General features: G+C 31.3%; 20 protein-coding genes and 1 tRNA gene. 18 read left to right on the top strand and 3 right to left on the bottom strand.

Features of this window, described 5'->3' with window-relative positions; genetic code table 11:
- The first annotated feature begins 71 nt into the window (after positions 1-71).
- From H0I30_RS12480 to H0I30_RS12450, 7 genes are read left to right on the top strand one after another with little or no spacing between them, the layout of a single operon-like run.
- A complete protein-coding gene (locus H0I30_RS12480; protein WP_218772188.1) occupies positions 72-836 on the top strand; it encodes an alpha/beta fold hydrolase in 765 nt (254 codons plus the stop codon).
- Positions 837-854: 18 nt separating this feature from the next.
- A complete protein-coding gene (gene yihA, locus H0I30_RS12475) occupies positions 855-1,466 on the top strand; it encodes a ribosome biogenesis GTP-binding protein YihA/YsxC (RefSeq protein WP_218772187.1) in 612 nt (203 codons plus the stop codon).
- 33 nt (positions 1,467-1,499) lie between these two features.
- Positions 1,500-2,186, top strand: coding sequence for an RluA family pseudouridine synthase (locus tag H0I30_RS12470; protein ID WP_218772186.1), 687 nt, complete (start codon positions 1,500-1,502; stop codon positions 2,184-2,186).
- Between the two features lie 26 nt (positions 2,187-2,212).
- Positions 2,213-3,244: an alkane 1-monooxygenase gene (locus H0I30_RS12465; RefSeq protein ID WP_218772185.1), complete on the top strand. Its 1,032-nt coding sequence runs from the start codon at positions 2,213-2,215 to the stop codon at positions 3,242-3,244.
- A gap of 4 nt (positions 3,245-3,248) precedes the next feature.
- Positions 3,249-4,622 carry an aldehyde dehydrogenase gene (locus tag H0I30_RS12460; RefSeq protein WP_218772184.1) on the top strand — a complete coding sequence of 458 codons (1,374 nt, stop codon included), beginning with the start codon at positions 3,249-3,251 and terminating at the stop codon, positions 4,620-4,622.
- A 35-nt stretch (positions 4,623-4,657) separates the two neighbouring features.
- Entirely contained in the window at positions 4,658-5,392 is a 735-nt protein-coding gene (locus H0I30_RS12455; protein ID WP_218772183.1) for a nitroreductase family protein, read from the top strand.
- Positions 5,393-5,443: 51 nt separating this feature from the next.
- Positions 5,444-5,689: a hypothetical protein gene (locus H0I30_RS12450; protein WP_218772182.1), complete on the top strand. Its 246-nt coding sequence runs from the start codon at positions 5,444-5,446 to the stop codon at positions 5,687-5,689.
- Between the two features lie 48 nt (positions 5,690-5,737).
- Here the strand turns inward: H0I30_RS12450 and H0I30_RS12445 are convergent, their stop codons facing one another.
- Positions 5,738-8,119: a penicillin acylase family protein gene (locus H0I30_RS12445; RefSeq protein WP_218772181.1), complete on the bottom strand. Its 2,382-nt coding sequence runs from the start codon at positions 8,117-8,119 to the stop codon at positions 5,738-5,740.
- Positions 8,120-8,189: 70 nt separating this feature from the next.
- On the opposite strand from H0I30_RS12445, the gene H0I30_RS12440 reads away from it, so the two are divergent.
- Complete coding sequence (locus tag H0I30_RS12440; RefSeq protein ID WP_218772180.1) at positions 8,190-9,341, top strand: DegT/DnrJ/EryC1/StrS aminotransferase family protein; 1,152 nt, start codon at positions 8,190-8,192, stop codon at positions 9,339-9,341.
- A 6-nt stretch (positions 9,342-9,347) separates the two neighbouring features.
- A complete protein-coding gene (locus tag H0I30_RS12435) occupies positions 9,348-9,758 on the top strand; it encodes an MFS transporter (protein WP_218772179.1) in 411 nt (136 codons plus the stop codon).
- Positions 9,759-9,818: 60 nt separating this feature from the next.
- On the opposite strand, the gene fabD is transcribed toward H0I30_RS12435, so the two are convergent.
- Positions 9,819-10,706, bottom strand: coding sequence for an ACP S-malonyltransferase (fabD, locus tag H0I30_RS12430; RefSeq protein WP_218772178.1), 888 nt, complete (start codon positions 10,704-10,706; stop codon positions 9,819-9,821).
- A gap of 130 nt (positions 10,707-10,836) precedes the next feature.
- Between fabD and H0I30_RS12425 the strand changes: the two genes are divergently transcribed.
- The 5 genes from H0I30_RS12425 to H0I30_RS12405 all read left to right on the top strand — a co-directional run bounded on the left by H0I30_RS12425 (position 10,837) and on the right by H0I30_RS12405 (position 15,316).
- Positions 10,837-11,532 (top strand): queuosine precursor transporter, encoded by a 696-nt coding sequence (locus tag H0I30_RS12425; protein ID WP_218772177.1) that lies wholly within the window; start codon positions 10,837-10,839, stop codon positions 11,530-11,532.
- 8 nt (positions 11,533-11,540) lie between these two features.
- Positions 11,541-12,830, top strand: a complete 1,290-nt coding sequence (locus H0I30_RS12420) for a mechanosensitive ion channel family protein (protein WP_218772176.1) — start codon at positions 11,541-11,543, stop codon at positions 12,828-12,830.
- Complete coding sequence (locus H0I30_RS12415; RefSeq protein ID WP_218772175.1) at positions 12,820-13,902, top strand: ABC transporter permease; 1,083 nt, start codon at positions 12,820-12,822, stop codon at positions 13,900-13,902. Before H0I30_RS12420 ends, H0I30_RS12415 begins: the two co-directional genes overlap by 11 nt.
- Positions 13,903-14,072: 170 nt before the next feature.
- A complete protein-coding gene (locus H0I30_RS12410; RefSeq protein ID WP_218772174.1) occupies positions 14,073-14,516 on the top strand; it encodes a thioesterase family protein in 444 nt (147 codons plus the stop codon).
- Positions 14,516-15,316, top strand: a complete 801-nt coding sequence (locus tag H0I30_RS12405) for a DNA/RNA non-specific endonuclease (RefSeq protein ID WP_218772173.1) — start codon at positions 14,516-14,518, stop codon at positions 15,314-15,316. The genes H0I30_RS12410 and H0I30_RS12405 overlap by 1 nt, the downstream gene beginning before the upstream one ends.
- Positions 15,317-15,378: 62 nt before the next feature.
- Here H0I30_RS12405 and H0I30_RS12400 read toward each other — a convergent pair.
- A tRNA-Leu gene (locus tag H0I30_RS12400) sits at positions 15,379-15,460 on the bottom strand.
- Positions 15,461-15,561: 101 nt separating this feature from the next.
- Between H0I30_RS12400 and H0I30_RS12395 the strand changes: the two genes are divergently transcribed.
- The 4 genes from H0I30_RS12395 to H0I30_RS12380 all read left to right on the top strand — a co-directional run bounded on the left by H0I30_RS12395 (position 15,562) and on the right by H0I30_RS12380 (position 21,468).
- Positions 15,562-16,950: a dipeptidase gene (locus H0I30_RS12395; protein ID WP_218772172.1), complete on the top strand. Its 1,389-nt coding sequence runs from the start codon at positions 15,562-15,564 to the stop codon at positions 16,948-16,950.
- Between the two features lie 461 nt (positions 16,951-17,411).
- Positions 17,412-17,780 carry a BlaI/MecI/CopY family transcriptional regulator gene (locus H0I30_RS12390; protein WP_218772171.1) on the top strand — a complete coding sequence of 123 codons (369 nt, stop codon included), beginning with the start codon at positions 17,412-17,414 and terminating at the stop codon, positions 17,778-17,780.
- Positions 17,780-20,122: a M56 family metallopeptidase gene (locus H0I30_RS12385; RefSeq protein WP_218772170.1), complete on the top strand. Its 2,343-nt coding sequence runs from the start codon at positions 17,780-17,782 to the stop codon at positions 20,120-20,122. Before H0I30_RS12390 ends, H0I30_RS12385 begins: the two co-directional genes overlap by 1 nt.
- A 245-nt stretch (positions 20,123-20,367) precedes the next feature.
- Complete coding sequence (locus tag H0I30_RS12380; RefSeq protein WP_218772169.1) at positions 20,368-21,468, top strand: DUF4407 domain-containing protein; 1,101 nt, start codon at positions 20,368-20,370, stop codon at positions 21,466-21,468.
- The last annotated feature ends 35 nt before the right edge of the window (positions 21,469-21,503 follow it).

Raw genomic sequence — 21,503 nt, 5'->3', positions numbered from 1 at the left:
TATGAAATAATAAAAGTGAAATTTTAACAAAAAAGGACTACATTTGTGGTTAAGTCAAACCTATAATATCAATGACTGATTTTTTAAAAAAAGAAGGCGATTTTACATATGCAGAGGCAGGTGAAGGAAGAGCATTAATTGTATTACACGGATTAATGGGGGCTCTTAGTAACTTTGACGAGACTTTTAAACATTTCTCTAAAAAAGGATATCGAGTTTTAATTCCCGAATTACCTTTATACACCTTACCATTACTTAAAACAAATGTAAAACAACTAGCTAGTTACTTACATGATTTTATTGAATACAAAGAACTTAAAGACGTTGTTCTTTTAGGAAATTCTTTAGGTGGTCATATTGCTTTATATTACACTAAGCATTACCCAAAAGATGTTGGCGCACTGGTTTTAACCGGTAGTTCTGGCTTGTATGAAAAATCTATGGGAGATAGTTATCCTAAAAGAGGTAATTATGAATATATCGAAACAAAAGCTCAGGAAGTTTTTTACGACCCAAAAATAGCTACAAAAGAATTAGTTGATGACATATACAGTATTGTAAATGATAGAGTTAAAGCTTTAAAAACACTTTCTATCGCCAAAAGTGCCATCCGTCATAACATGGCAAATGACTTGCCAAACATGCAACAACCAACATGTCTTATCTGGGGAAAACAAGATGGCGTAACTCCGCCAGAAGTAGCCAATGATTTCCATAAATTATTACCAGATTCTGATTTGTTTTGGATAGACAAATGCGGGCATGCAGCAATGATGGAAACGCCAACAGAATTTAATGAAATTTTAGAAAGCTGGCTTTCTAAACGAAATATATAATAGTATAACTTAGTATTTATGAAAATAAAATCTGCCGATTTTGTGATGAGTAACAGTAATGTTATGAAAGCTCCTAAAGACAGAATACCTGAGTATGCTTTTATAGGACGCTCTAATGTTGGTAAATCTTCATTAATCAACATGTTGATGGAACGTAAAAGTTTAGCTAAAACATCTGGTAAACCCGGTAAAACACAACTTATCAATCACTTTAAAATAAATGAAGAGTGGTTTTTAGTCGATTTACCTGGTTACGGTTACGCTCAAATTTCTAAAAAGAAAAGAACTATTTTTCAGTTTTTCATTGAAAACTATTTCAAAGAAAGAGAACAACTAGTTTTTACATTTGTTTTGATAGATTCTCGTCATGATCCTCAAAAAATAGATTTAGAGTTTATGCAGTTTCTAGGAGAAAACCAAATTCCGTTTGGAATCGTTTTTACAAAAGCTGATAAATTAGGGAGTTCTAAAATAAATCAACAAATTGCTTCTTATAAAAAGAAACTATTAAAACATTGGGAAATTCTTCCAACCTCATTTATTACCTCATCTGAAACAGGTGTAGGACGTGATGAATTCTTAAAATTCATTGACAATACTAATGAAGCTATAGCTAAAGACTTTAAATAATTTCTCGACCAAGCTCGAAGTGATACTTTAAAAATGCATTCTAACAAAGACAATTTACAAGTTTTACATGAAGATAATCACCTCGTGGTTATTAACAAAAGAGCAGGTGACATTGTTCAGGGTGATAAAACAGGAGACAAACCACTTTCAGACGTTGTTAAAGAATACATTAAAGATAAATACAATAAGCCTGGCGCTGTTTATTTAGGAACCGTTCATCGTTTAGACAGGCCAACATCTGGCGTTGTAATTTATGCACGTACCTCAAAAGCTTTAGAGCGTTTAAATAAAATGCTTCGCGAAAAAACCATCAAAAAAACATATTGGGCTGTTGTAAAAAACGAACCTAAGAAAAGCGAAGGCACTCTTATTAATTTTTTAAAGAAAAACCCTAAAAACAATAAGTCTACTGCCTATCCTAAAGAAATTGACGGTAGTAAAAAAGCGATTCTTCATTATAAAACTCTTAAAAAACTAGACAATTATTCTTTACTTGAAATTGACTTAGAAACCGGTCGTCATCATCAAATTCGTGTACAATTATCAAATATCGGTGCTACTATTAAAGGCGATTTAAAGTACGGTGCAAAAAGAAGCAATAAAGATGGTAGTATTCATTTACATGCTCGTAAAATTGAGTTTATTCATCCTGTAAGTAAAGAGCTAATAAGAATTACCGCTCCAACCCCAAAAGAAGCTATTTGGGATGCTTGTTTGTAAGTTGTATCTTTAGGGAAATTTCAAGTATGAAACCCCTTAAATATTTATCAATAGTTATTTTACCAATTACGGTATTTTTAGCTTTTACAAATAAAGGATGGATTACATTCTTACCTATACTAACTTTTTTTGTTGCAGTTCCTTTTGCCGAACTTTTTTTTAAAACAGATAAAAAAAACCTAAACAAAGAAGAAGCGCTAATTGAAAAAGAGAATAAATTATATACACTAATTTTATACGCAACAATACCTATTCAACTACTATTTGTTGGATGGTTTTTTTATGTTATTCAAGAAATTAACTTAACAACTACAGAGATTACAGGTCGTATTCTTGCCTTAGGAGTTATGTGCGGAGTTATAGGTATAAATGTTGGTCATGAATTAGGCCATCGCAATAATCGCTTTGATGAATTTTTAGGAGAACTCTTATTATTAACGTCTTTAAATACACATTTTTTACCTTATCATAATGCTGGGCATCACTTAAATGTAGCTACACCTAAAGACGCTGCAACTGCCAGAAAAAATGAAGTTTTATATTTATTTTGGATACGCTCACACATTACAAGTTATTACCAAGCTTGGCAAAGCGAAAATAAACGTTTAAAAAGCACAGGTAGAAATTGGTTTCATTACCAAAACAGAATGGTTATTTATACTGTTTGCAACCTATTATTTCTCGGATTAATCTATTTTTCCTTTACTCCGTTTGTACTATTCGCTTTTATAGGAGCTGCTGTTTTCGGAATAGTATTACTAGAAACAATAAATTATATTGAACATTATGGTTTATTAAGAAAGCAACTTGAAAACGGAAGATATGAGCGCGTAAAAAGAATACATTCTTGGAACTCTGATCATGTAATCGGGCAAGTATTATTATTTAATTTATCGCGTCATTCAGACCATCATTATAACGGATCTAAACATTATCAATTATTAAAAACAGTTCCTGAAAGTCCGCAAATGCCAACCGGTTATCCTGGTATGATGCTACTTTCTTTGATTCCGCCTTTATGGTTTTTAGTAATGAATAAAAAACTACAAGAAATTTAATTTTATGGATATATCACAATTGGTTAAATCCCAAAAAAACTTTTTTAAAACGCAACAAACTAAAGACATTTCCTTTAGAAAAAACGCCTTAAAAAAACTACAGAAAGAACTTATCAGAAGAGAAAAAGATATCGTTGAGGCACTTTATAATGATTTTAAAAAATCGGAATATGAAGCTTTAATGACAGAAACATCTATTGTTTTAGCCGAGCTAAAAATGACTATTAAAAACATTCATTCTTGGAGCAAGCCAAAACGTGTTTTACCGTCTTTATTAAATTTTCCTTCTTCTGCTAAAATTCATAGCGAACCTTACGGAACAATATTAATTATTGCACCCTGGAATTACCCTTATCAATTAGCTTTCGCACCTCTTATAGGAGCAATTGCTGCAGGAAATAATGTGGTCTTAAAACCATCTGAATTAACACCTCACACAAGCAAAGTAACCAAAGAAATTATTGAAGCTGTTTTTAATAAAAACCATGTTGCAGTAGTAGAAGGCGGTGTTGCTGTTTCTCAAGAATTATTAGCACAACGTTGGGATTATATATTTTTTACAGGAAGTGTACCCGTAGGTAAAATTGTAGCTAAAGCTGCCGCAGAATATCTTACGCCTGTTACATTAGAGTTAGGAGGAAAAAGCCCTTGTATTGTAGATGAAACCGCTAATATAAAATTGGCCGCTAAACGTTTAGTTTGGGGTAAATTTATTAACGGTGGACAAACTTGTATTGCTCCTGATTATTTATTGATTCATACTTCAGTAAAAGAAGAATTTATAAATCATTTTAAAAAGGAAATCATAAACGCTTATGGTGAAAACCCCGAAGCTTCTAAAGATTATCCGCGTATTGTAAATACCCGTAATTTCGACAGACTTGCCGCACTTTTACAAGGTGAAAAAATTGCTATTGGAGGACAAATAAATAGAGATGATAACTATATCGCTCCTACTGTTATTGATGAACCTAGTTTAGACAGTGAAGTTATGAAAGGTGAAATATTCGGACCAATATTTCCTTTAATTTCATACGAAACAGAAGAAGAATTCGACGCTATTATTGCTAAATACGACAAACCTTTAGCTTTATATGTTTTTACAACCCGAAACCGTTTCGCTAAAAAAATAATTACTAAATATTCTTTCGGTGGCGGAACAATTAACGATACCACTGTTCACTTTGCAAACCATCGTTTACCTTTCGGAGGTGTTGGTGAAAGTGGAATTGGAGGCTATCATGGTAAAAAAACATTTGATACTTTCTCTCATAAAAAGGGTGTAGTTACAAGAGGTAACTGGTTGGATGTTCCTACGCGTTATGCACCTTACAAAGGAAAGTTAAAACAACTAAAATTCTTGATGAAGATAAGTTAATTACCCGCTATTAAAAATAAGAAATAACATAAAAGATGACAGAAAAAACAGTTTCAGCGGCAATTAATTATCGTCGCTCTGTAAGAATATTTAATGCAGAAAGAGCTATTGACACCAATATCGTAAAAAAATGTATTGAGCAAGCAAGTTTAGCTCCAACAAGTAGTAATATGCAATTGTGGGAATTTTATCATATTACGTCTAAAGAAACTATTGCTAAAATTGCACCGTTGTGTTTTAACCAAAACGCTGCAAAAACCGCGCAACAATTAGTTGTTTTTGTTACTCGAAAAGATTTATGGCGTAAACGCGCAAAAGCAAATTTAGCCTTTATGGATAAAACTTTTGGAAAAGATAATCCGAAGGAAACACAAAGCAGTAGAGAAAAAGTAGCTAGAAATTATTACGGAAAAGTGATTCCGTTTATCTATTTCGATTTTTTAGGGATTTTTGGTTGGTTAAAATACTTGGTAACATTAATTACGGGCTTGTTTAGACCAACATATCGTGAGGTTCGTAATAGTGATATGCGAATAGTAGCACAAAAAACTACAGGATTAGCAGCACAAAATTTTATGATATCTATGGCTGCTGAAGGTTATGACACTTGCCCGATGGAAGGCTCTGATACTTGGCGTGTAAAGCGGTTATTAAAATTACCTAGAGGCGCGAAAATTAACATGATTGTTAGCTGTGGTATTAGAACAGATAAAGGAGTATATGGTGAGCGTTTTAGAATTCCTTTTAATGATGTTTATAAAGAAGTTTAATAAATGACTCGCAAAAAAATCACTCTCATTTTCATAGGAATCAGTATTGTAATGGTTGTAATCCTTATCACATCATATAAAGTTGTGACCAAGTTTAATAATATAAATCAAAATAAAGGTGAAGATATTATTGAGAAACACCAAGAGTGGATGCATCAAATAATTACGCTATCAGATACAATCCCTATTAAAACAAAAAACCATAGAGATTCTATAATAAAAGCTGAGTTAAAGTTTTTAAAAACAAACGACAGCTTACTTAAATTAAATAAAAAAAGAGAAACTGTAAAAAATTAGCAGTTTCTCTTTTGTATGTATTTTGTTTAGTTTTAATTAAAACAATTGTTAATCCTTCGGAGAAAAAATCAATTTATTTTCACTCTCTTTAATGCTCGACTGATTCAATTTCATCTTCACAAACTCACCGTTTAAATATTTTTTAGCTTGATCTTTATAGTGCGTACTAAATACATTACCCGATTGCCCTGTTGGTAAAATAGCCATACTGTTTTCTACATCAGAAAAATCTACAATTCTTCGCGTAGAAGGTCCTGCTTTTATGTTATAAACACCTGTACTATCAATTGTGTAAATTTGATTGTTAATTACCTGATCTCCTCCATTTGTTTCAAAAGGTCCTACATTAAAAAACTTACGCAATAACCCACCCGCTTTTCCTATTGGGTGCTCATACTCTACCGAAGTTACTCTTTTCCAATGCCAACCTTCAACGTTTTCACCTAATTGTTTTTGTAAAAAAGCAACCGTATTCTGAAAAGACTTTGTTACTATGGCTTCTTTATCTTCTATCTTTTTGGTAGTAATATCGTCCCACCAAACAGATTGCTCTTTCTTTACCTGACTCGCTACTGCTTTTTCCTCTAAAGGTGTATTTGCAAACTGCTTAAAAGCCGCACCCATTTCATCTTTATAAGTATTTTTAACAAACTCATACCACAAACGAGTGTAAATAACAGGAGCTATTTCTTCTTTTCCATAATAGCCTTTCCAATTTTTTAGAATATGAAATGCCTTTTTCTCACTTGGCGTAAGCTGAGATCTATTTACACTTCTACTTAAATACATAATAATTTCTGGCACTACTGGCGAGGTAACATCATAAATCATTTCACCAACATCTTCTTTTGTCCAATCGTTTTTAGGAGCTAACAAATCAACAATTCTTCGTGCTCTATCTTCTGATAAATAATAACCTGGATATAGCATTCCTGCAATAGAATCTGGCTGATTATTTGCTGAATACACATAATTTAAGCTCGGGTTTATCGCTTGCGGATTCTCTTCGAAATCTAACCACTCTTTAATTTCGTCTTTTCCTGAAGCTCCGTTTAAAATCAGTTTTGTGTTTAGGCTATCTCTGTACTTGTATAATTTACCAGAAGCAAACCAAGCAATATTATCTTTGGCATCTCCGTACATTATATTTAATCCGGGAGCATGTAATTTACTTGCTCCGTTTTTAAACTCTTGCAACGATTTGGCGTGCGACATTTCGTAAGAAACGTTTAATAATTGATTGTTTAATTTAGTATAAATCCACTGCATTGCAATTGGTCGCTCATCATCAATAAAATCAATTAAACCATTCATCACAGGTCCGTGCTTACTTACTTTTACTTGAAAAGTAGTATCAGCATCACCTTTAACTTTTATTTTTTTATCAATTAATTTATATTTCTCATATCCAAACGGAGTTTTATATTCCATCGGATTATTGGGATTGTTTTCCTCGTAATAAAAATCAACATCATCGTTTTCAAACATTGTTAATCCATAAGCATAATTGCGATTATGACCTAATAAAGGAAATGGGGTTAACGCTAAATTGAATCCGTATATCTCATAATCTGGAGTTTTAATATGTGATTGATACCAAACAGAAGGTTGTGAGAACCCAATGTGTGGATCATTAGCAAAAATTACTTTTCCGCTTTTCGTTTTCTCAGGTCCTAAAACCCACGAATTACTTCCTATAAAAGGTGAAATTGGTAACTTGTCTAATAATGTATTCATTGCTTGTGCAAAACTGGCATTCAACTCAGGTTTTTTCTCACTTTTGATAAATGTAAGATTTTCATAATTTGCCCCGTTTAATTCTTTAAAATAAGCATCGCCTAGTTTTTCTTTTACTTCTGTTAGTAACGGATCTGTTTTATGAGCAACTGCAAAACTAAAGGCCATATAACCGAATACATTATACACATCTTTAATCGTATATTTTTCTTTTTCGAGACCTACTAAATAAAATTCTAACGGAGTGGCTCCTTCTTCTATAAACTGATTTATTCCGTTTAAATAAGCTTCTGTTAATTTATATGCTTCAGAATTTCTATCTAAATTATGAATCGTTTTATTCGCTGCTTCTTCAATTCCTAATCCAGAGAAAAAAGTATCAGTTTTAAGTAATTCTTTTCCAAAAACCTCAGCTAATCTTCCTGCTGCAATTCTTCTAATCAACTCCATTTGCCAAAGTCTATCTTGCGCATGTACATAACCTAAAGCTGTATAAGCATCTTGTTGATTTTTAGCTTCTATATGCGGCACACCAACCTCATCATAATGCACGGTAACTTTATCTGAAATGGCCGATAATTCTAACTCCCCGCTATAAGTAGGATGTAAAGTTCTAGAAAACAACCAAACAGCAGTAATTACTACAATTAGTAATATTAATATAATTTTAAAAAGCTTTTTAAATAACTTCATTTACTAAGGTTTTTCTTCAAAGATAACAGAAATTTAATTCGTATTTTTGAATTCTATAAAATCATGTTAAATGAAAAAAATTCAGATGGTTGACCTTCAAGGTCAATACGCAAAAATAAAACCACAAGTAAATAAGGCTTTCGAAAGTGTTTTAGACACCGCTTATTATATTGGTGGCCCTGAAGTTAAAGGCTTCGGAACTGATTTAGAAAAATACTTAGATGTAAAACATGTAATACCATGTGCTAACGGAACTGATGCATTGCAAATTGCAATGATGGGATTAGGTTTAGAGCAAGGTGATGAAGTTATTACTGCCGATTTTACTTTTGCCGCTACCGTAGAGGTAATTGCGTTGTTAAAATTAACGCCGGTTTTAGTAGATGTTGATGCTGATACTTTTAACATTAATATTGATGCTTTAAAAAAGGCTATTACACCAAAGACCAAAGCTATCGTTCCTGTTCATTTATTCGGACAGTGTGCAAATATGGAAGCGGTTATGGAAATTGCCAAAGAGCATAACCTATTTGTTATTGAAGATAATGCTCAAGCAATTGGTGCTGATTATACATTTTCTGACGGAACAAAAAAGAAATCTGGAACTATTGGTAATGTAGGTACAACATCATTTTTTCCTTCTAAAAACTTAGGTTGTTATGGTGATGGTGGTGCAATTTTTACCAACGATGATGATTTAGCACATACTATTAGAGGAATTGTAAACCACGGAATGTACAAGCGTTATTACCACGATGTTGTTGGTGTAAATTCTCGTTTAGATAGTTTACAAGCTGCCGTTTTACAAATAAAACTACCTTTATTAGATAGTTTTTGTGATGCCCGTAGAAAAGCTGCTAGATATTATAATAATGCCTTTACTAATAATCCAAATATAATAACACCTTCTACAAGTTCTTGTGGTAACAATATATGCGACACTTGTAATTGCCATGTTTTTCATCAATATACTTTAAGAATTACGAATGGAAAACGTGATGAATTACACCAGTACTTATTAGATAATAATATTCCGAATGCAATTTATTATCCTGTTCCTTTACATGCTCAAAAAGCGTATAAAGATGAACGTTATAATGAAGATGATTTTACGGTTACCAATCAGTTAATTGATGAAGTAATTTCATTACCAATGCATACTGAGTTAGATGAAGAACAATTAGCTTTTATTACAGAAAAAATTAATGCTTTTGTTCAATAAACAACTATGAATCAAAAAATAAAAACACTTAAAATAATTCACCTCGCGTTAATAGCTGGAGTTACTTTAGCTTATTTTTTAATTGGTGATTTTAAAAATATCTTAAATTTAGAAATAGACAATGCTTCATTAATCTATTCTTTTATTCCTGCTGTTGCATACGTGCTTAGCAACTTTATATTTAAAAACACTTTAAATAAAATAAAAGAAGGTGATAGTGATGATGAAAAGTTTGCAATTTATCAAAGTGCCTCTATTTTTAAATGGGCCATTATAGAAGCTGCGTGTTTTATAATTCTATTACTAAAACCAGATTTTATTCTTTTTGGAGTTATTCTTTTATTTTATATGATTCTTTTAGCGCCTAAAGAAGATAAAATATATCAGCTTTTAAAAATTAAAAATCCTGAATTATAGATATTAAAAAAGCGAACTCAAAATTGAGTTCGCTTTTTTAATACTTTATAAATAATTTATCTAAGCGTCAATACTAGCTCCGCTAGCCGCTACACTTCTATCTATTTTACGCATAAGACCCTGTAATACTTTACCAGGACCTACCTCTACAAACTCAGTTCCTCCATCAGCAATCATTGCTTGGATACACTGTGTCCATTTTACTGGAGCCGTTAATTGCGCCATTAAATTTTCTTTTATTTCTGCAGGATTTGTAACTGCTTTTGCAACTACATTTTGATATACTGGACATGTTGGCTCACTAAAAACAGTTTCTTCAATTGCTTTTGCTAACTCTTCACGAGCAGGCTCCATCATTGGTGAATGAAATGCGCCTCCAACAGGTAAAACCAAAGCTCTACGTGCTCCTTTTTCAGTTAAAACCTCACAAGCTTTTTCTATAGCTTCTACTTCTCCTGAAATTACCAACTGACCAGGACAATTATAATTTGCAGCAACTACAACTCCGTCAATCTCTGCACAAGTATCTTCAACTATTTTATCCTCTAAACCTAAAACAGCTGCCATAGTAGATGGCTTAATTTCACACGCTTTTTGCATAGCTAAAGCACGTTTAGAAACTAATGTTAATCCGTCTTCAAAAGATAACACTCCGTTTGCTACCAAAGCTGATAATTCTCCTAACGAATGACCCGCAACCATTTCTGGCTTAAAATCATCTCCTAGTACTTTTGCTAAAATTACCGAATGTAAAAATATTGCAGGTTGTGTTACTTTTGTTTCTTTTAATGCTTCTGGTGTACCCTCAAACATTACATCTGTAATACTAAAACCTAGTATATCGTTTGCCTTTTCAAAAAGTTCTTGAGCTAATGGAGATTTTTCATATAAATCTAATCCCATTCCCGTAAATTGCGCTCCTTGACCCGGAAAAATATATGCTTTCATCTGTTTTTCTCTAATTTGTTATTATTTTTTGATATAATCGATAAAAAAAATTATGTCTTTTAATTATCGTAAAATATAAGTTGCAAACATACACAATTTTAAAATCATTATTAATTAGTAATTTCGCTCTATGACTGAACATTTAAAAAATAAAGCGCAACTTATCTATTTAGTTTTAGCTGCATTATTTATTGCTTCTTTGGTTACTTCTAATTTAATTTTTCAGAAATTTTTTTATTGGGAACCATTTAATTTGTATCGCTTTGAAATTTCTGCAGGAATTTTACCGTACCCTATTACCTTTTTAATTACAGATATTTTATCTGAGATTTACGGAAAAAAGAAAGCCAATCAGGTTGTAATCGCCGGTATTTTTGCGTCGTTCTTTTCTATGTTAATTATTTTAGTTGCAGATAATGTTCCTGCAATTAACAGTTCTCCTATTAACAATAAAACCTTTTCTACTGTATTTGGTTTATCTCCACTTGCTGTATTAGCATCTATGCTTGCCTATTTATTTGCTCAGTTTATAGATATTCGTATTTTTCATTTTTGGAAAAAATTAACCAACGGAAAACATTTGTGGTTACGTAATAACTTCTCTACTTTTCTTTCTCAATTTATAGATACTTTTACCGTTGTTTTTTTATTATGCTCTTTTAAAATTCTTCCTTGGGATATTTTTACAAGCTTGTTAATTAGCGGATTTTTATTTAAAGTTATTATAGCTGCTTTAGATACACCTATTTTATATCTAATTGTTTTTTGGTTTCGAAAAAAATTCAACTTAAAAGTTGGCCAAGAAATACCTACTTTTGATTCTTAAACTAAATTATGCCAGATAAATTTTTTTATAATCTTTTTAAAGAACAGTTATCACTTTCTGAAACATTAGCAACCTATTTAAACCTTATAGCAAACCTTATTGTTTTTCTTGTTTTAGGTTTTATTCTTTTTAGAGTAATTAGGTATGTTGGTAGAAAAGCTATTCATAAAATAGCTGATAAAACAGGCACTCAGTTAGATGATATGCTTATTAAAAATAGGGTGTTTTTAAATTTTTCTAGAAGTGTAATCTTAGTTGTTATCTTTAATTTCATAAAAGAACTTTTAGCAGATTTCCCCAATGTATTATCCGCTTCCGAGCGCATTCTTAGTATTGCTATTATATTTTCTGTTGTTTGGTTTTTAAAAAGTGTGCTTAACAGTATTAAAGACTTTTTAAGAACTATGGATGCTTTTAAAGACAAACCTTTAGATAGTTATGTGCAAATTTTTATGATTGCATTATGGCTTATAAGTATCATCTTATCTTTCTCTGTATTAACAGGAAAACCTCTTATTAAATTCTTAACTGCATTAGGAGCATTTTCTGCCGTATTATTACTTATTTTTAAAGACACTATTCTTGGTTTTGTTGCCAGTATTCAGGTTGCCGTAAATGACACTGTTAGGATTGGGGATTGGATTACTATGGATAAATACGGTGCCGATGGTGATGTTGTAGAGATTAACCTAACATCGGTTATTATTAGAAATTTTGACAATACCATTTCTAGTATCCCAACCTACTATTTAACTTCAGATTCTTTTAAAAACTGGAGAACAATGAGCAATTCTGGTGGAAGAAGAATTAAACGTGCTATATTGATTAAAATCAATAGTATTCGCTTTTTAACGGAATCGGACATTGAAAATTTCAAGAAAATTGCTTTAATTACTGATTATATCAATGAAGCAAGTGGTAAGGTAAATAATTACAACACCGAACATAACATTGATAAGACCGTTTTATTAAACGGTAGAAACTTAACCAATTTTGGTTCTTTTAGGGTATATTTAGATCATTACATTCAAAATCACCCACAAATAAATCAAGATATGTTATTAATGTCTCGTCAATTAGAACCAACTCCTAACGGAATTCCTTTAGAAATTTATGCTTTTAGTAAAGAAAAAGTATGGGAAGATTACGAACGTGTTATGGCTAATATTTTTGATCATATTTTAGCTTCTGTTAAATATTTCGATTTAGAAATTTTTCAAAATCCATCAAGTATTGATATACAAAATCTAAGAGACCTTTCGGTTACTAAACAAGAAAATACTGTACGTGAAAAATAATCTAAGCCACTCTTTATGGCAATTAGCAATCAAAAAATTTAAGCAAAGTAAAATTGGTGTTTTTAGCTTTTTGTTTATTGTTTTTTGTGGATTAACAGCTGTTTTTTGTTATGTGATTGTGCCAGATAATAGTAACGCTGCAAATCAAATGCATTTAGAAATTCACTCTAAATCTCCAGGTTTTTCAGTATTGATGCTTAGTATTCCGTCAAAATCAAAAAAACAACAATCATGGTTTTCTGTTTTTATGGATGGAAAAAAGCATTCACCTACCGAAATACCTATAAAATCATACGAGTTAACAGAGAATCAATTAGCAGTTTTAAAATATTCCGACGGTTTAGCTAAAACTTATCCGTTATCTTTATTTGATAATCAACCTACAACATATATTCAGCAAAAAACCTTTTGGTTTGGTACCGATAAATACGGACGCGATTTATTAAGCAGGTTATTAATCGGAGCAAGAATTTCTTTTTTTATAGGATTTATAGCCGTGTTTATTTCGCTGTTAATCGGAATTCCGGTTGGAGCAATCGCGGGTTATTTTGGTGGAAAGGTTGATACTTTTATTATGTGGATTATTAACATTACATGGTCTATACCTACGTTATTATTAGTAATCGCCATCACTTTAGCATTAGGAAAAGGTTTTTGGCAAGTGTTTATTGCCGTTGGTTTAACCATGTGGGTAGAAGTTGCTCGTGTGGTACGCGGACAAGTAATTACCACCAAACAACAACAATATGTTGAAGCTGCAAAAGCATTAGGTTTTTCTGATTTCAGAATTATTTTTAAACATATATTACCAAATATTTTAGCGCCTATAATTGTAATATCGGCGGCTAATTTTGCTGCGGCTATTTTAATAGAAAGTGGCTTGAGTTTTTTAGGAATCGGTGCGCAACCTCCTACTCCGTCTTGGGGAGCCATGATTAAAAATCATTATAACTATATTATTTTAGGAAAACCATTTTTAGCGTTAATTCCCGGTTTGGCAATTATGAGTTTAGTTATGGCTTTTATGTTAATAGGAAATACACTTCGTGATGCTTTAGATGTAAAATCTTAATTTTAACACTTCATTAAAAGTTAATAACTGTATTTGCGTTAGGGATTGTAGCATTTGTTTGAGCTCTTTTGTGAGGCACGAACAAAAAGCGAGTGCGAAAAGCCCGACCCTCGTGGTAACGCTAAAAAAATGAAAATTTGTATCTTCGCTTTTCAAAAAAAAATACAAAAATGAGTTTTAGTGTAGATTTTAAAACAAGATGGTCAGATTTCGATGCCAATATACATATGCGCCACACGGCATACAATGATTATGCTGCAGAGGTAAGATTGCGTTTTTTTAAAGAACATAATATTACAATACAAGATTTTACAAAGGAAAAAACAGGTCCGATTTTATTTGAGGAGAACACCAAGTTTTTACGTGAAGTTCATATGGGAACCGATATTTCTGTGAATCTTAAAGTGATTGGGTTATCGAGTAAAGGAGAACGTTGGAAAATTCAACATGAAGTTTTTAATGAAGCAGGGAAATTATCGGCAGTAATTACCGTGTACGGAGCTTGGTTAGATTTGGTAAAGAGAAAACTATCGGTGCCTCCAACAAAATTTCAAACAATATTTGATCAGGTAGAAAAAACGGATGATTTTAAAGAGATTCTGCTAAAAAGTTAATGAGTACTTCTAAAAAAATAAAATTAGTAGTTGCTATTATCGTTTTAATCGTTGGTTATTATTTAAAACCTCAAGAAAATACTATTGATTTTCCTGCGGATATAGTAATTGAAGATGTAAATGGTTTTAATTATTTACCAAGCTCAACAACAGGTGCTATTATAAAACACGATGGATATCAGTTATCTTATAATGAGGAACACGAACAAGCGGAATGGGTTGCGTATTCTTTAAGTAAAAACGATATTGTTTATAATGATTTTAAGCGTCCTTACTTTATTAACGACCCGAAAGTAAAGACAAAATCTGCCAATTGGAGGAGTTATAAAAAATCGGGGTACGACAGGGGGCATTTATGTCCTGCTGCCGATAAACGTTATTCTAAAGAAGCTCATGACGAAACTTTTTACACCTCTAATATTACGCCACAGAAACACGATTTTAATGCTGGTATTTGGAACAGATTAGAGCAAAAAACACGGTACTGGGCTAAAAAGAATCAACATTTATATGTTATAACCGGTGGTGTTTTAAAACCGGGTTTAAAAACTATTGGAAAAAATAAAGTAAGTGTTCCTACTGAATTTTATAAGATACTCTTAGATTATTCACAGCCAGAAATAAAGGCTATTGCTTTTTTATTTCCTCATGAAGAAAGTAAAAAACCTTTATATGATTTTGTAGTTTCTATTGATACCTTAGAAGAAAAAACTGGAATCGATTTTTTTCCTGAATTACCAGATGCTATCGAAATAAAACTAGAAGCTTCTAGTAATTATAAAAACTGGAGTTTTAGGTAATTGAATGTAACTTTTTAAACAATAAAAAAGCTTCTCGTAAATGAGAAGCTTTTTTTAATCTGTACGGGCAAAGAGACTCGAACTCTCACACCTTGCGGCACTAGATCCTAAGTCTAGCGTGTCTACCAATTCCACCACACCCGCATACAAATTTAATTGTGGCTGCAAATATAAACAATACTTGTAAACTACAAAGGAGAAGCACAAAATTTTTATTATTTTTGATGCTTACTAAATTACAACACATGAAAAACGTACAAGATTATATTGTTCAACATAAAGATAGATTTATAAACGAGCTTATCGATTTATTAAAAATTCCTTCTGTAAGTGCGGATCCTGCCTTTAGCAAAGATGTATTAAACACTGCTGATGTTGTTAAAAACAGTTTAGAAAAAGCGGGATGTGATAAAGTAGAAATTTGCGAAACTCCTGGATATCCTATTATTTATGGTGAAAAAATAATTGACCCAAATTTACCAACCGTTTTGGTGTATGGTCATTATGATGTACAACCTGCGGATCCTATTGATTTATGGACTTCACCTCCTTTTGAGCCTGTTATTAAAAAAACAGACATTCACCCTGAAGGTGCAATTTTTGCGCGTGGTGCTTGTGATGATAAAGGGCAAATGTATATGCACGTAAAAGCAATGGAATACATGACAAGTACAGGAAACTTACCTTGTAATGTTAAATTCATGATTGAAGGTGAAGAAGAAGTAGGTTCTGAAAGTTTAGCTTGGTTTGTTCCAAGAAATAAAGAAAAATTAGCCAACGATGTTATCTTAATCTCTGATACAGGAATGATCGCTAACGATATTCCATCAATCACTACAGGTTTACGTGGTTTAAGTTATGTAGAAGTTGAAGTTACCGGTCCAAATCGAGATTTACACTCAGGTTTATATGGTGGTGCCGTAGCAAACCCAATCAATATTTTAACAAAAATGATTGCGTCATTACACGATGAAAACAATCATATTACGATTCCTGGTTTTTACGATAACGTAGAAGAATTATCTCGTGAAGAGCGTGCTGAAATGGCAAAAGCGCCTTTTTCTTTAGATAAATATAAAGATGCTTTAAAAATTGAAGATGTACATGGGGAAGCAGGTTACACAACCAACCAACGCAATTCTATTCGCCCTACTTTAGATGTAAACGGAATTTGGGGTGGTTATACCGGTGAAGGTGCAAAAACAGTAATTGCAAGTAAAGCGTACGCTAAAATATCGATGCGTTTAGTACCAAATCAAGAATGGAGAGCAATTACCGAATTGTTTAAAAATCATTTCGAAAGCATTGCTCCGAAATCTGTAACCGTAAAAGTTACGCCGCATCACGGTGGCCAAGGTTATGTTACACCTATCGATAATATCGCTTATAAAGCAGCAAGCAAAGCGTATACCGAAACTTTTGGAAAAACACCTATTCCGCAACGTAGCGGAGGAAGTATTCCTATCGTAGCTTTATTTGAGCAAGAATTAAAAAGTAAAACTATTTTAATGGGATTCGGATTAGATTCGGATGCAATTCACTCACCAAACGAGCATTTTGGTATTTGGAATTACCTAAAAGGTATTGAAACAATTCCTTATTTTTATAAGTATTTTACTGAATTATCTAAGTAAATATCTCTTTGAGTGCAGTTGTAAAGTTTTAAAAGTTCTCGACTGCGCTCGAACAGACATTATCATCATAAATAAAATCCGTTCAGCAATGAGCGGATTTTTTTATGCTTGTCATTTCGAGTGATTTTATTGAAGTATGAAATAAAATTGTATCGAGAAATTGGGCGTTCCGTAATTATTTTGAGAATAATTACGGCAGGCTTTCCACTATATCTTTTTTCCTAGTAAATCTTAATGCCATTGCAAACAACATAAAGTAATTTCTAACTCCAATGAGATTACTTCGTCGTACCTCCTCGTAATGACGAATATTTAATAATCATAAAAAAGGATGCCGTTTCAATCCTTAACGCAAACAGATTCATCAACTTTAAAATCAATCTCAATGCAAATACTTCAACTCTACACTTGTAGAATTAAAATATTTACTCTATGTTTGTAGAGCAATAAAACAGATTACCATGCAATTATCAAAAACCGAAGAACAAGTAATGCAATTATTATGGAAGTTAGAAAAGGCTTTTATGAAAGATTTATTAGCGGAGTTTCCAGAACCTAAGCCAGCAACAACAACGGTAGCAACTTTGTTAAAACGAATGAATGATAAGGGTTTTATTGCCTATAATTTATTCGGAAAATCTAGAGAATATTATCCGTTAGTTAAAAAAACAGATTATTTCTCGAAACACGTAAACGGATTGATAAAAAATTTCTTTAACGATTCTGCTAGTCAGTTTGCTTCTTTTTTTACCAAAGAAACCGATTTGTCTGTTTCTGAATTAGAAAGCTTAAAAAAAATTATCGATAGTCAAATTAAAAAACAACAATAATGATTAGTTATTTCATAAAATCTGGAATTTGCTTAACGCTACTGCTACTTTTTTATCATTTGGTATTAGAGCAAGAAAAAATGCACAAATTCAATCGTTTTTATTTATTAGGCAGTGTGTTATTTTCATTTTTAGCGCCGTTATGTATAATTTACACAAAAGTTGCTCCTTTACAAATTATAGAAACTGCGCAACTAACAACACAAGAACCTATTGTTTTTGAAACCGCAGCAGTCATTGAAACACCTGTTAATTATTTTAATTACTTCATATACTTCTCCATTTTTATATCGATAATTTTATTAATTCGGTTTATAAAAAATGTAGTTGCTATTTATCAGAAAACAAGAAAAAACACAACGATAAAGCATCAAAAAGCAACATTAGTTTTAGTTGATGATAAAATAAGTCCGCATACATTTTGGAATTATATTTTCATCAATAAAACAGCATATAATTCGCAAAAAATTGAAGAAGAATTATTTACGCACGAACTTACACATGCTACACAAAAACACACTTTTGATGTATTGCTTATTGAAGTTTTAAAAATTGTTTTTTGGTTTAACCCTATTTTTTACTTCTTAAAAAAAACAATACAATTAAATCACGAGTTTTTAGCAGACACAAAAGTGATTTCTAATCATAAAAATATTTCTGAGTATCAACATTTATTATTGAATAAAACTGCTTGGAACAACGATTATTACTTGGCCAGTAATTTGAATTATTTATTAACAAAAAAAAGATTACTAATGATGACAAAACAAAGTTCACCAACCAAAGTCTTATTAAAAAAACTGGCTGTAATACCAGTTACAGTAGGATTCGTATTCTTGTTTGCTGAAAGAGTTGAAGCACAAGAAACAATTATCGAAGAAATTACAGAGGATGTTCCTTTAAAAGAAGGAAAACTATCTGATAGTGAAATTTACAAAAGTTATTTTTACAGAAATAGTTTTAACATTAAAAAAGATAAAAACGGAAACAAAGTTAAAAAACGATTTGATGAGTTAACAAAAAAAGAAAAAGCGCAACTACCTCCTCCACCTCCTTTAAAAACTAAAAAGAAAGTACCAAGTCAAAAATTAATTGAAGATTTAAAGAACAACAAAGAGTATGCAATTTGGATTGATGAAAAAGTGGTAAAAAACGAAATCCTTAATAATTACAAAGCTTCAGATTTCTCTAACTATTCTGTTAGTTTTGTGTACAAAAATGCACGCAGTAAACGTTTTCCTCAAGAACATCAGGCAAGCTTATCTACTAAAAAATATTTTGATTATCAAAATAAGAAAAGAGAAAAAGCTTTTTTTAATTACTTAAAAAACGAGTATAAAATTGAAGAGATAACGATTAAAGAAGATCCAAAGAAAAAATATATAGATGCACCTATTAAAAGAGAATCTTCAAAACAAAGTATTGCTTCTGAATCAGTTGTAGATGATGTTAAGCTGAAATTAAAAGATATTGATGCTCTTAAACTAAGCATAAATAAAAAAGACACTATAAAACCTAATAATAAAAAAGCATCCCTAAAAGAAATTACAGAATACAATAGATTAAGTAAAAAGTATAATAGTAAGCCTTTAAACAAAAGAATAATTAAGGTAAAAGATCATAATAAAATAAAACAGCTTTATAATTTGTTAAATGATAAACAAAAACAAAGTGCAGAACCTTTTCCTAACTTCCCTATTTACCCAACGTTAAAACCTACATCAATAAAAGTAATTAAAAAAGGTGAAAAATCTAATATTCCACCGCCACTTGCTCCAATTGTAAAGAAAGGTGAGGTATCCAATATTCCTCCTCCGTCTCCTGCAATAAAAAAAGGTTGGGTAGTAAAAAACGACTTACAAATAATTAAAGATGAAAATTTTAAAAACATAACTTTTTATTTAAACGGAAAAATAATCGCATATGAAAATTTAAATAAAATTCATCCAAAAGACATTAAAACTACCTCCGTTAAAAAAAACAAAGATGGGTCAGGAAAAATTTATATAACTACTAAAACAAATTCTGACTCTTTTAAAACAAATAAAGAAAACAACAAATCTAAAACTCTAACTTCATCCAAAGAAAAGGCAAAAAACAAATGGGTAGTTGGAAATGAAGTGCATATAATAGAAGATGTAAACTTAGAGAAATTAGCTGCTAAACCACAAGTAAAAACAAAAAACAACTGGGTAGTCGAAGACGAGGTACATATAGTAGAAGATGTAAATACTGAAACCGGCGACGTTTATAAGAGAAAAGACACAAAAGAAAAACCAACATCTAACAAGTCTACTGAATTTAAAAAACTAGATGAAACGTTTAAAAAAATTATTTTATAGAGGATAAAAAAACATCTAAAAAAGATTTTTTTAATCATCTTAAAAATAATAAAGATTATCATTATGGTTCCGCTTATACTGACAAAGATAAAACTACTCTAAATATGTATATCTCTAAAAGTCAGGACAAAATTATAAAGCTAATGCAAAAAGAAAATTAAAAAAATTGTTAAAAGCCTCTTAATTGAGGCTTTTTTTGTAACATTTCTTTGAAAGTATCGTTCTTATAGTATACACTTATTTTTATGTTAAAACAGTTTTTCCTTATTTGTTCGGGAGTAGATTTACAATTAATTAAAGATTGCGCTAACGGAGAACAAAACAAATACGCAGGTATTGGTGCTACTGTTTTTTTTACAGCGCTAATGGCAACCATTGCTTGTAGCTATGCTTTATTTACAGTTTTCGACAACTTATACTCCGCTATCTTTTTTGGATTCATTTGGGGGTTGCTAATCTTTAATTTAGATCGTTTTATTGTTTCAACCCTCAAAAAAAAAGAATCTAAACGTCAAGAAATAGCACAGGTAATTCCGCGTTTGCTTTTAGCTTTTATTATTGCTGTGGTAATTTCAAAACCTCTGGAATTAAAGATTTTCGAAAAAGAAATAAATCAAGTTTTGCTTACCGAGAAAAATCAAATGACGTTAGCTAATAAATCGCAAATTGCGCAACAGTTTACACCCGAAATAAACAATATTAATTTAGAAATTGAAGTTTTAAAAAATGAAATTCTTGCAAAAGAAGGCGAAACAAATTCTCTTTACGAAACATATATTGCAGAAGCTGAAGGCACAAAAGGAACGAAGCGTTTAGGAAAAGGCCCTGTATACAAAGAAAAACGAGCCAAACACGATGCTGCTTTAGCTGAGCTACAATTATTAAAGGAAAGTAATAACGAAAAAATTAAAGCAAAAGAATTAGCGATTGTAAACTTACAAGAAAATCAGAAATTAACAGAAACGAAAACCCAACCCATAATTTCTAATTTCGACGGATTAATGGCACGTATAGAGGCCTTAAATAAACTTCCTTTGTTGCCATCTTTCTTTATTTTCTTGTTATTCTTAGCTATTGAAACGGCGCCTATTTTCTCGAAACTCATCAGCTCTAAAGGAGAATATGATTATAAACTCGAAAACCAGGAATCAATTATAAAAACGTGGATTCAGCAACAAGTACAGCAACGAGAAGCTATTTTAAAAACAGACATTGATATCAACAATAAAGTATATTCCGGTTTAAAAACGGAAGAAGAATTATACAATTATAAGCAAAAAATGGCTCGTAATCTCATGAAACTTCAGGCTGATACTTTTTACAAAAACGAACAAAAAATTTTATAATCAACTTTTTTTTGCTTCTTTTGTTAAAAAAGAAA

Source organism: Tenacibaculum sp. AHE14PA, from assembly GCF_019278465.1.
Lineage (GTDB): Bacteria > Bacteroidota > Bacteroidia > Flavobacteriales > Flavobacteriaceae > Polaribacter > Polaribacter bernardetii.
The sequence above is the reverse complement of the archived record's forward strand: the minus strand, read 5'-3'. Positions and strand labels throughout refer to the sequence as shown.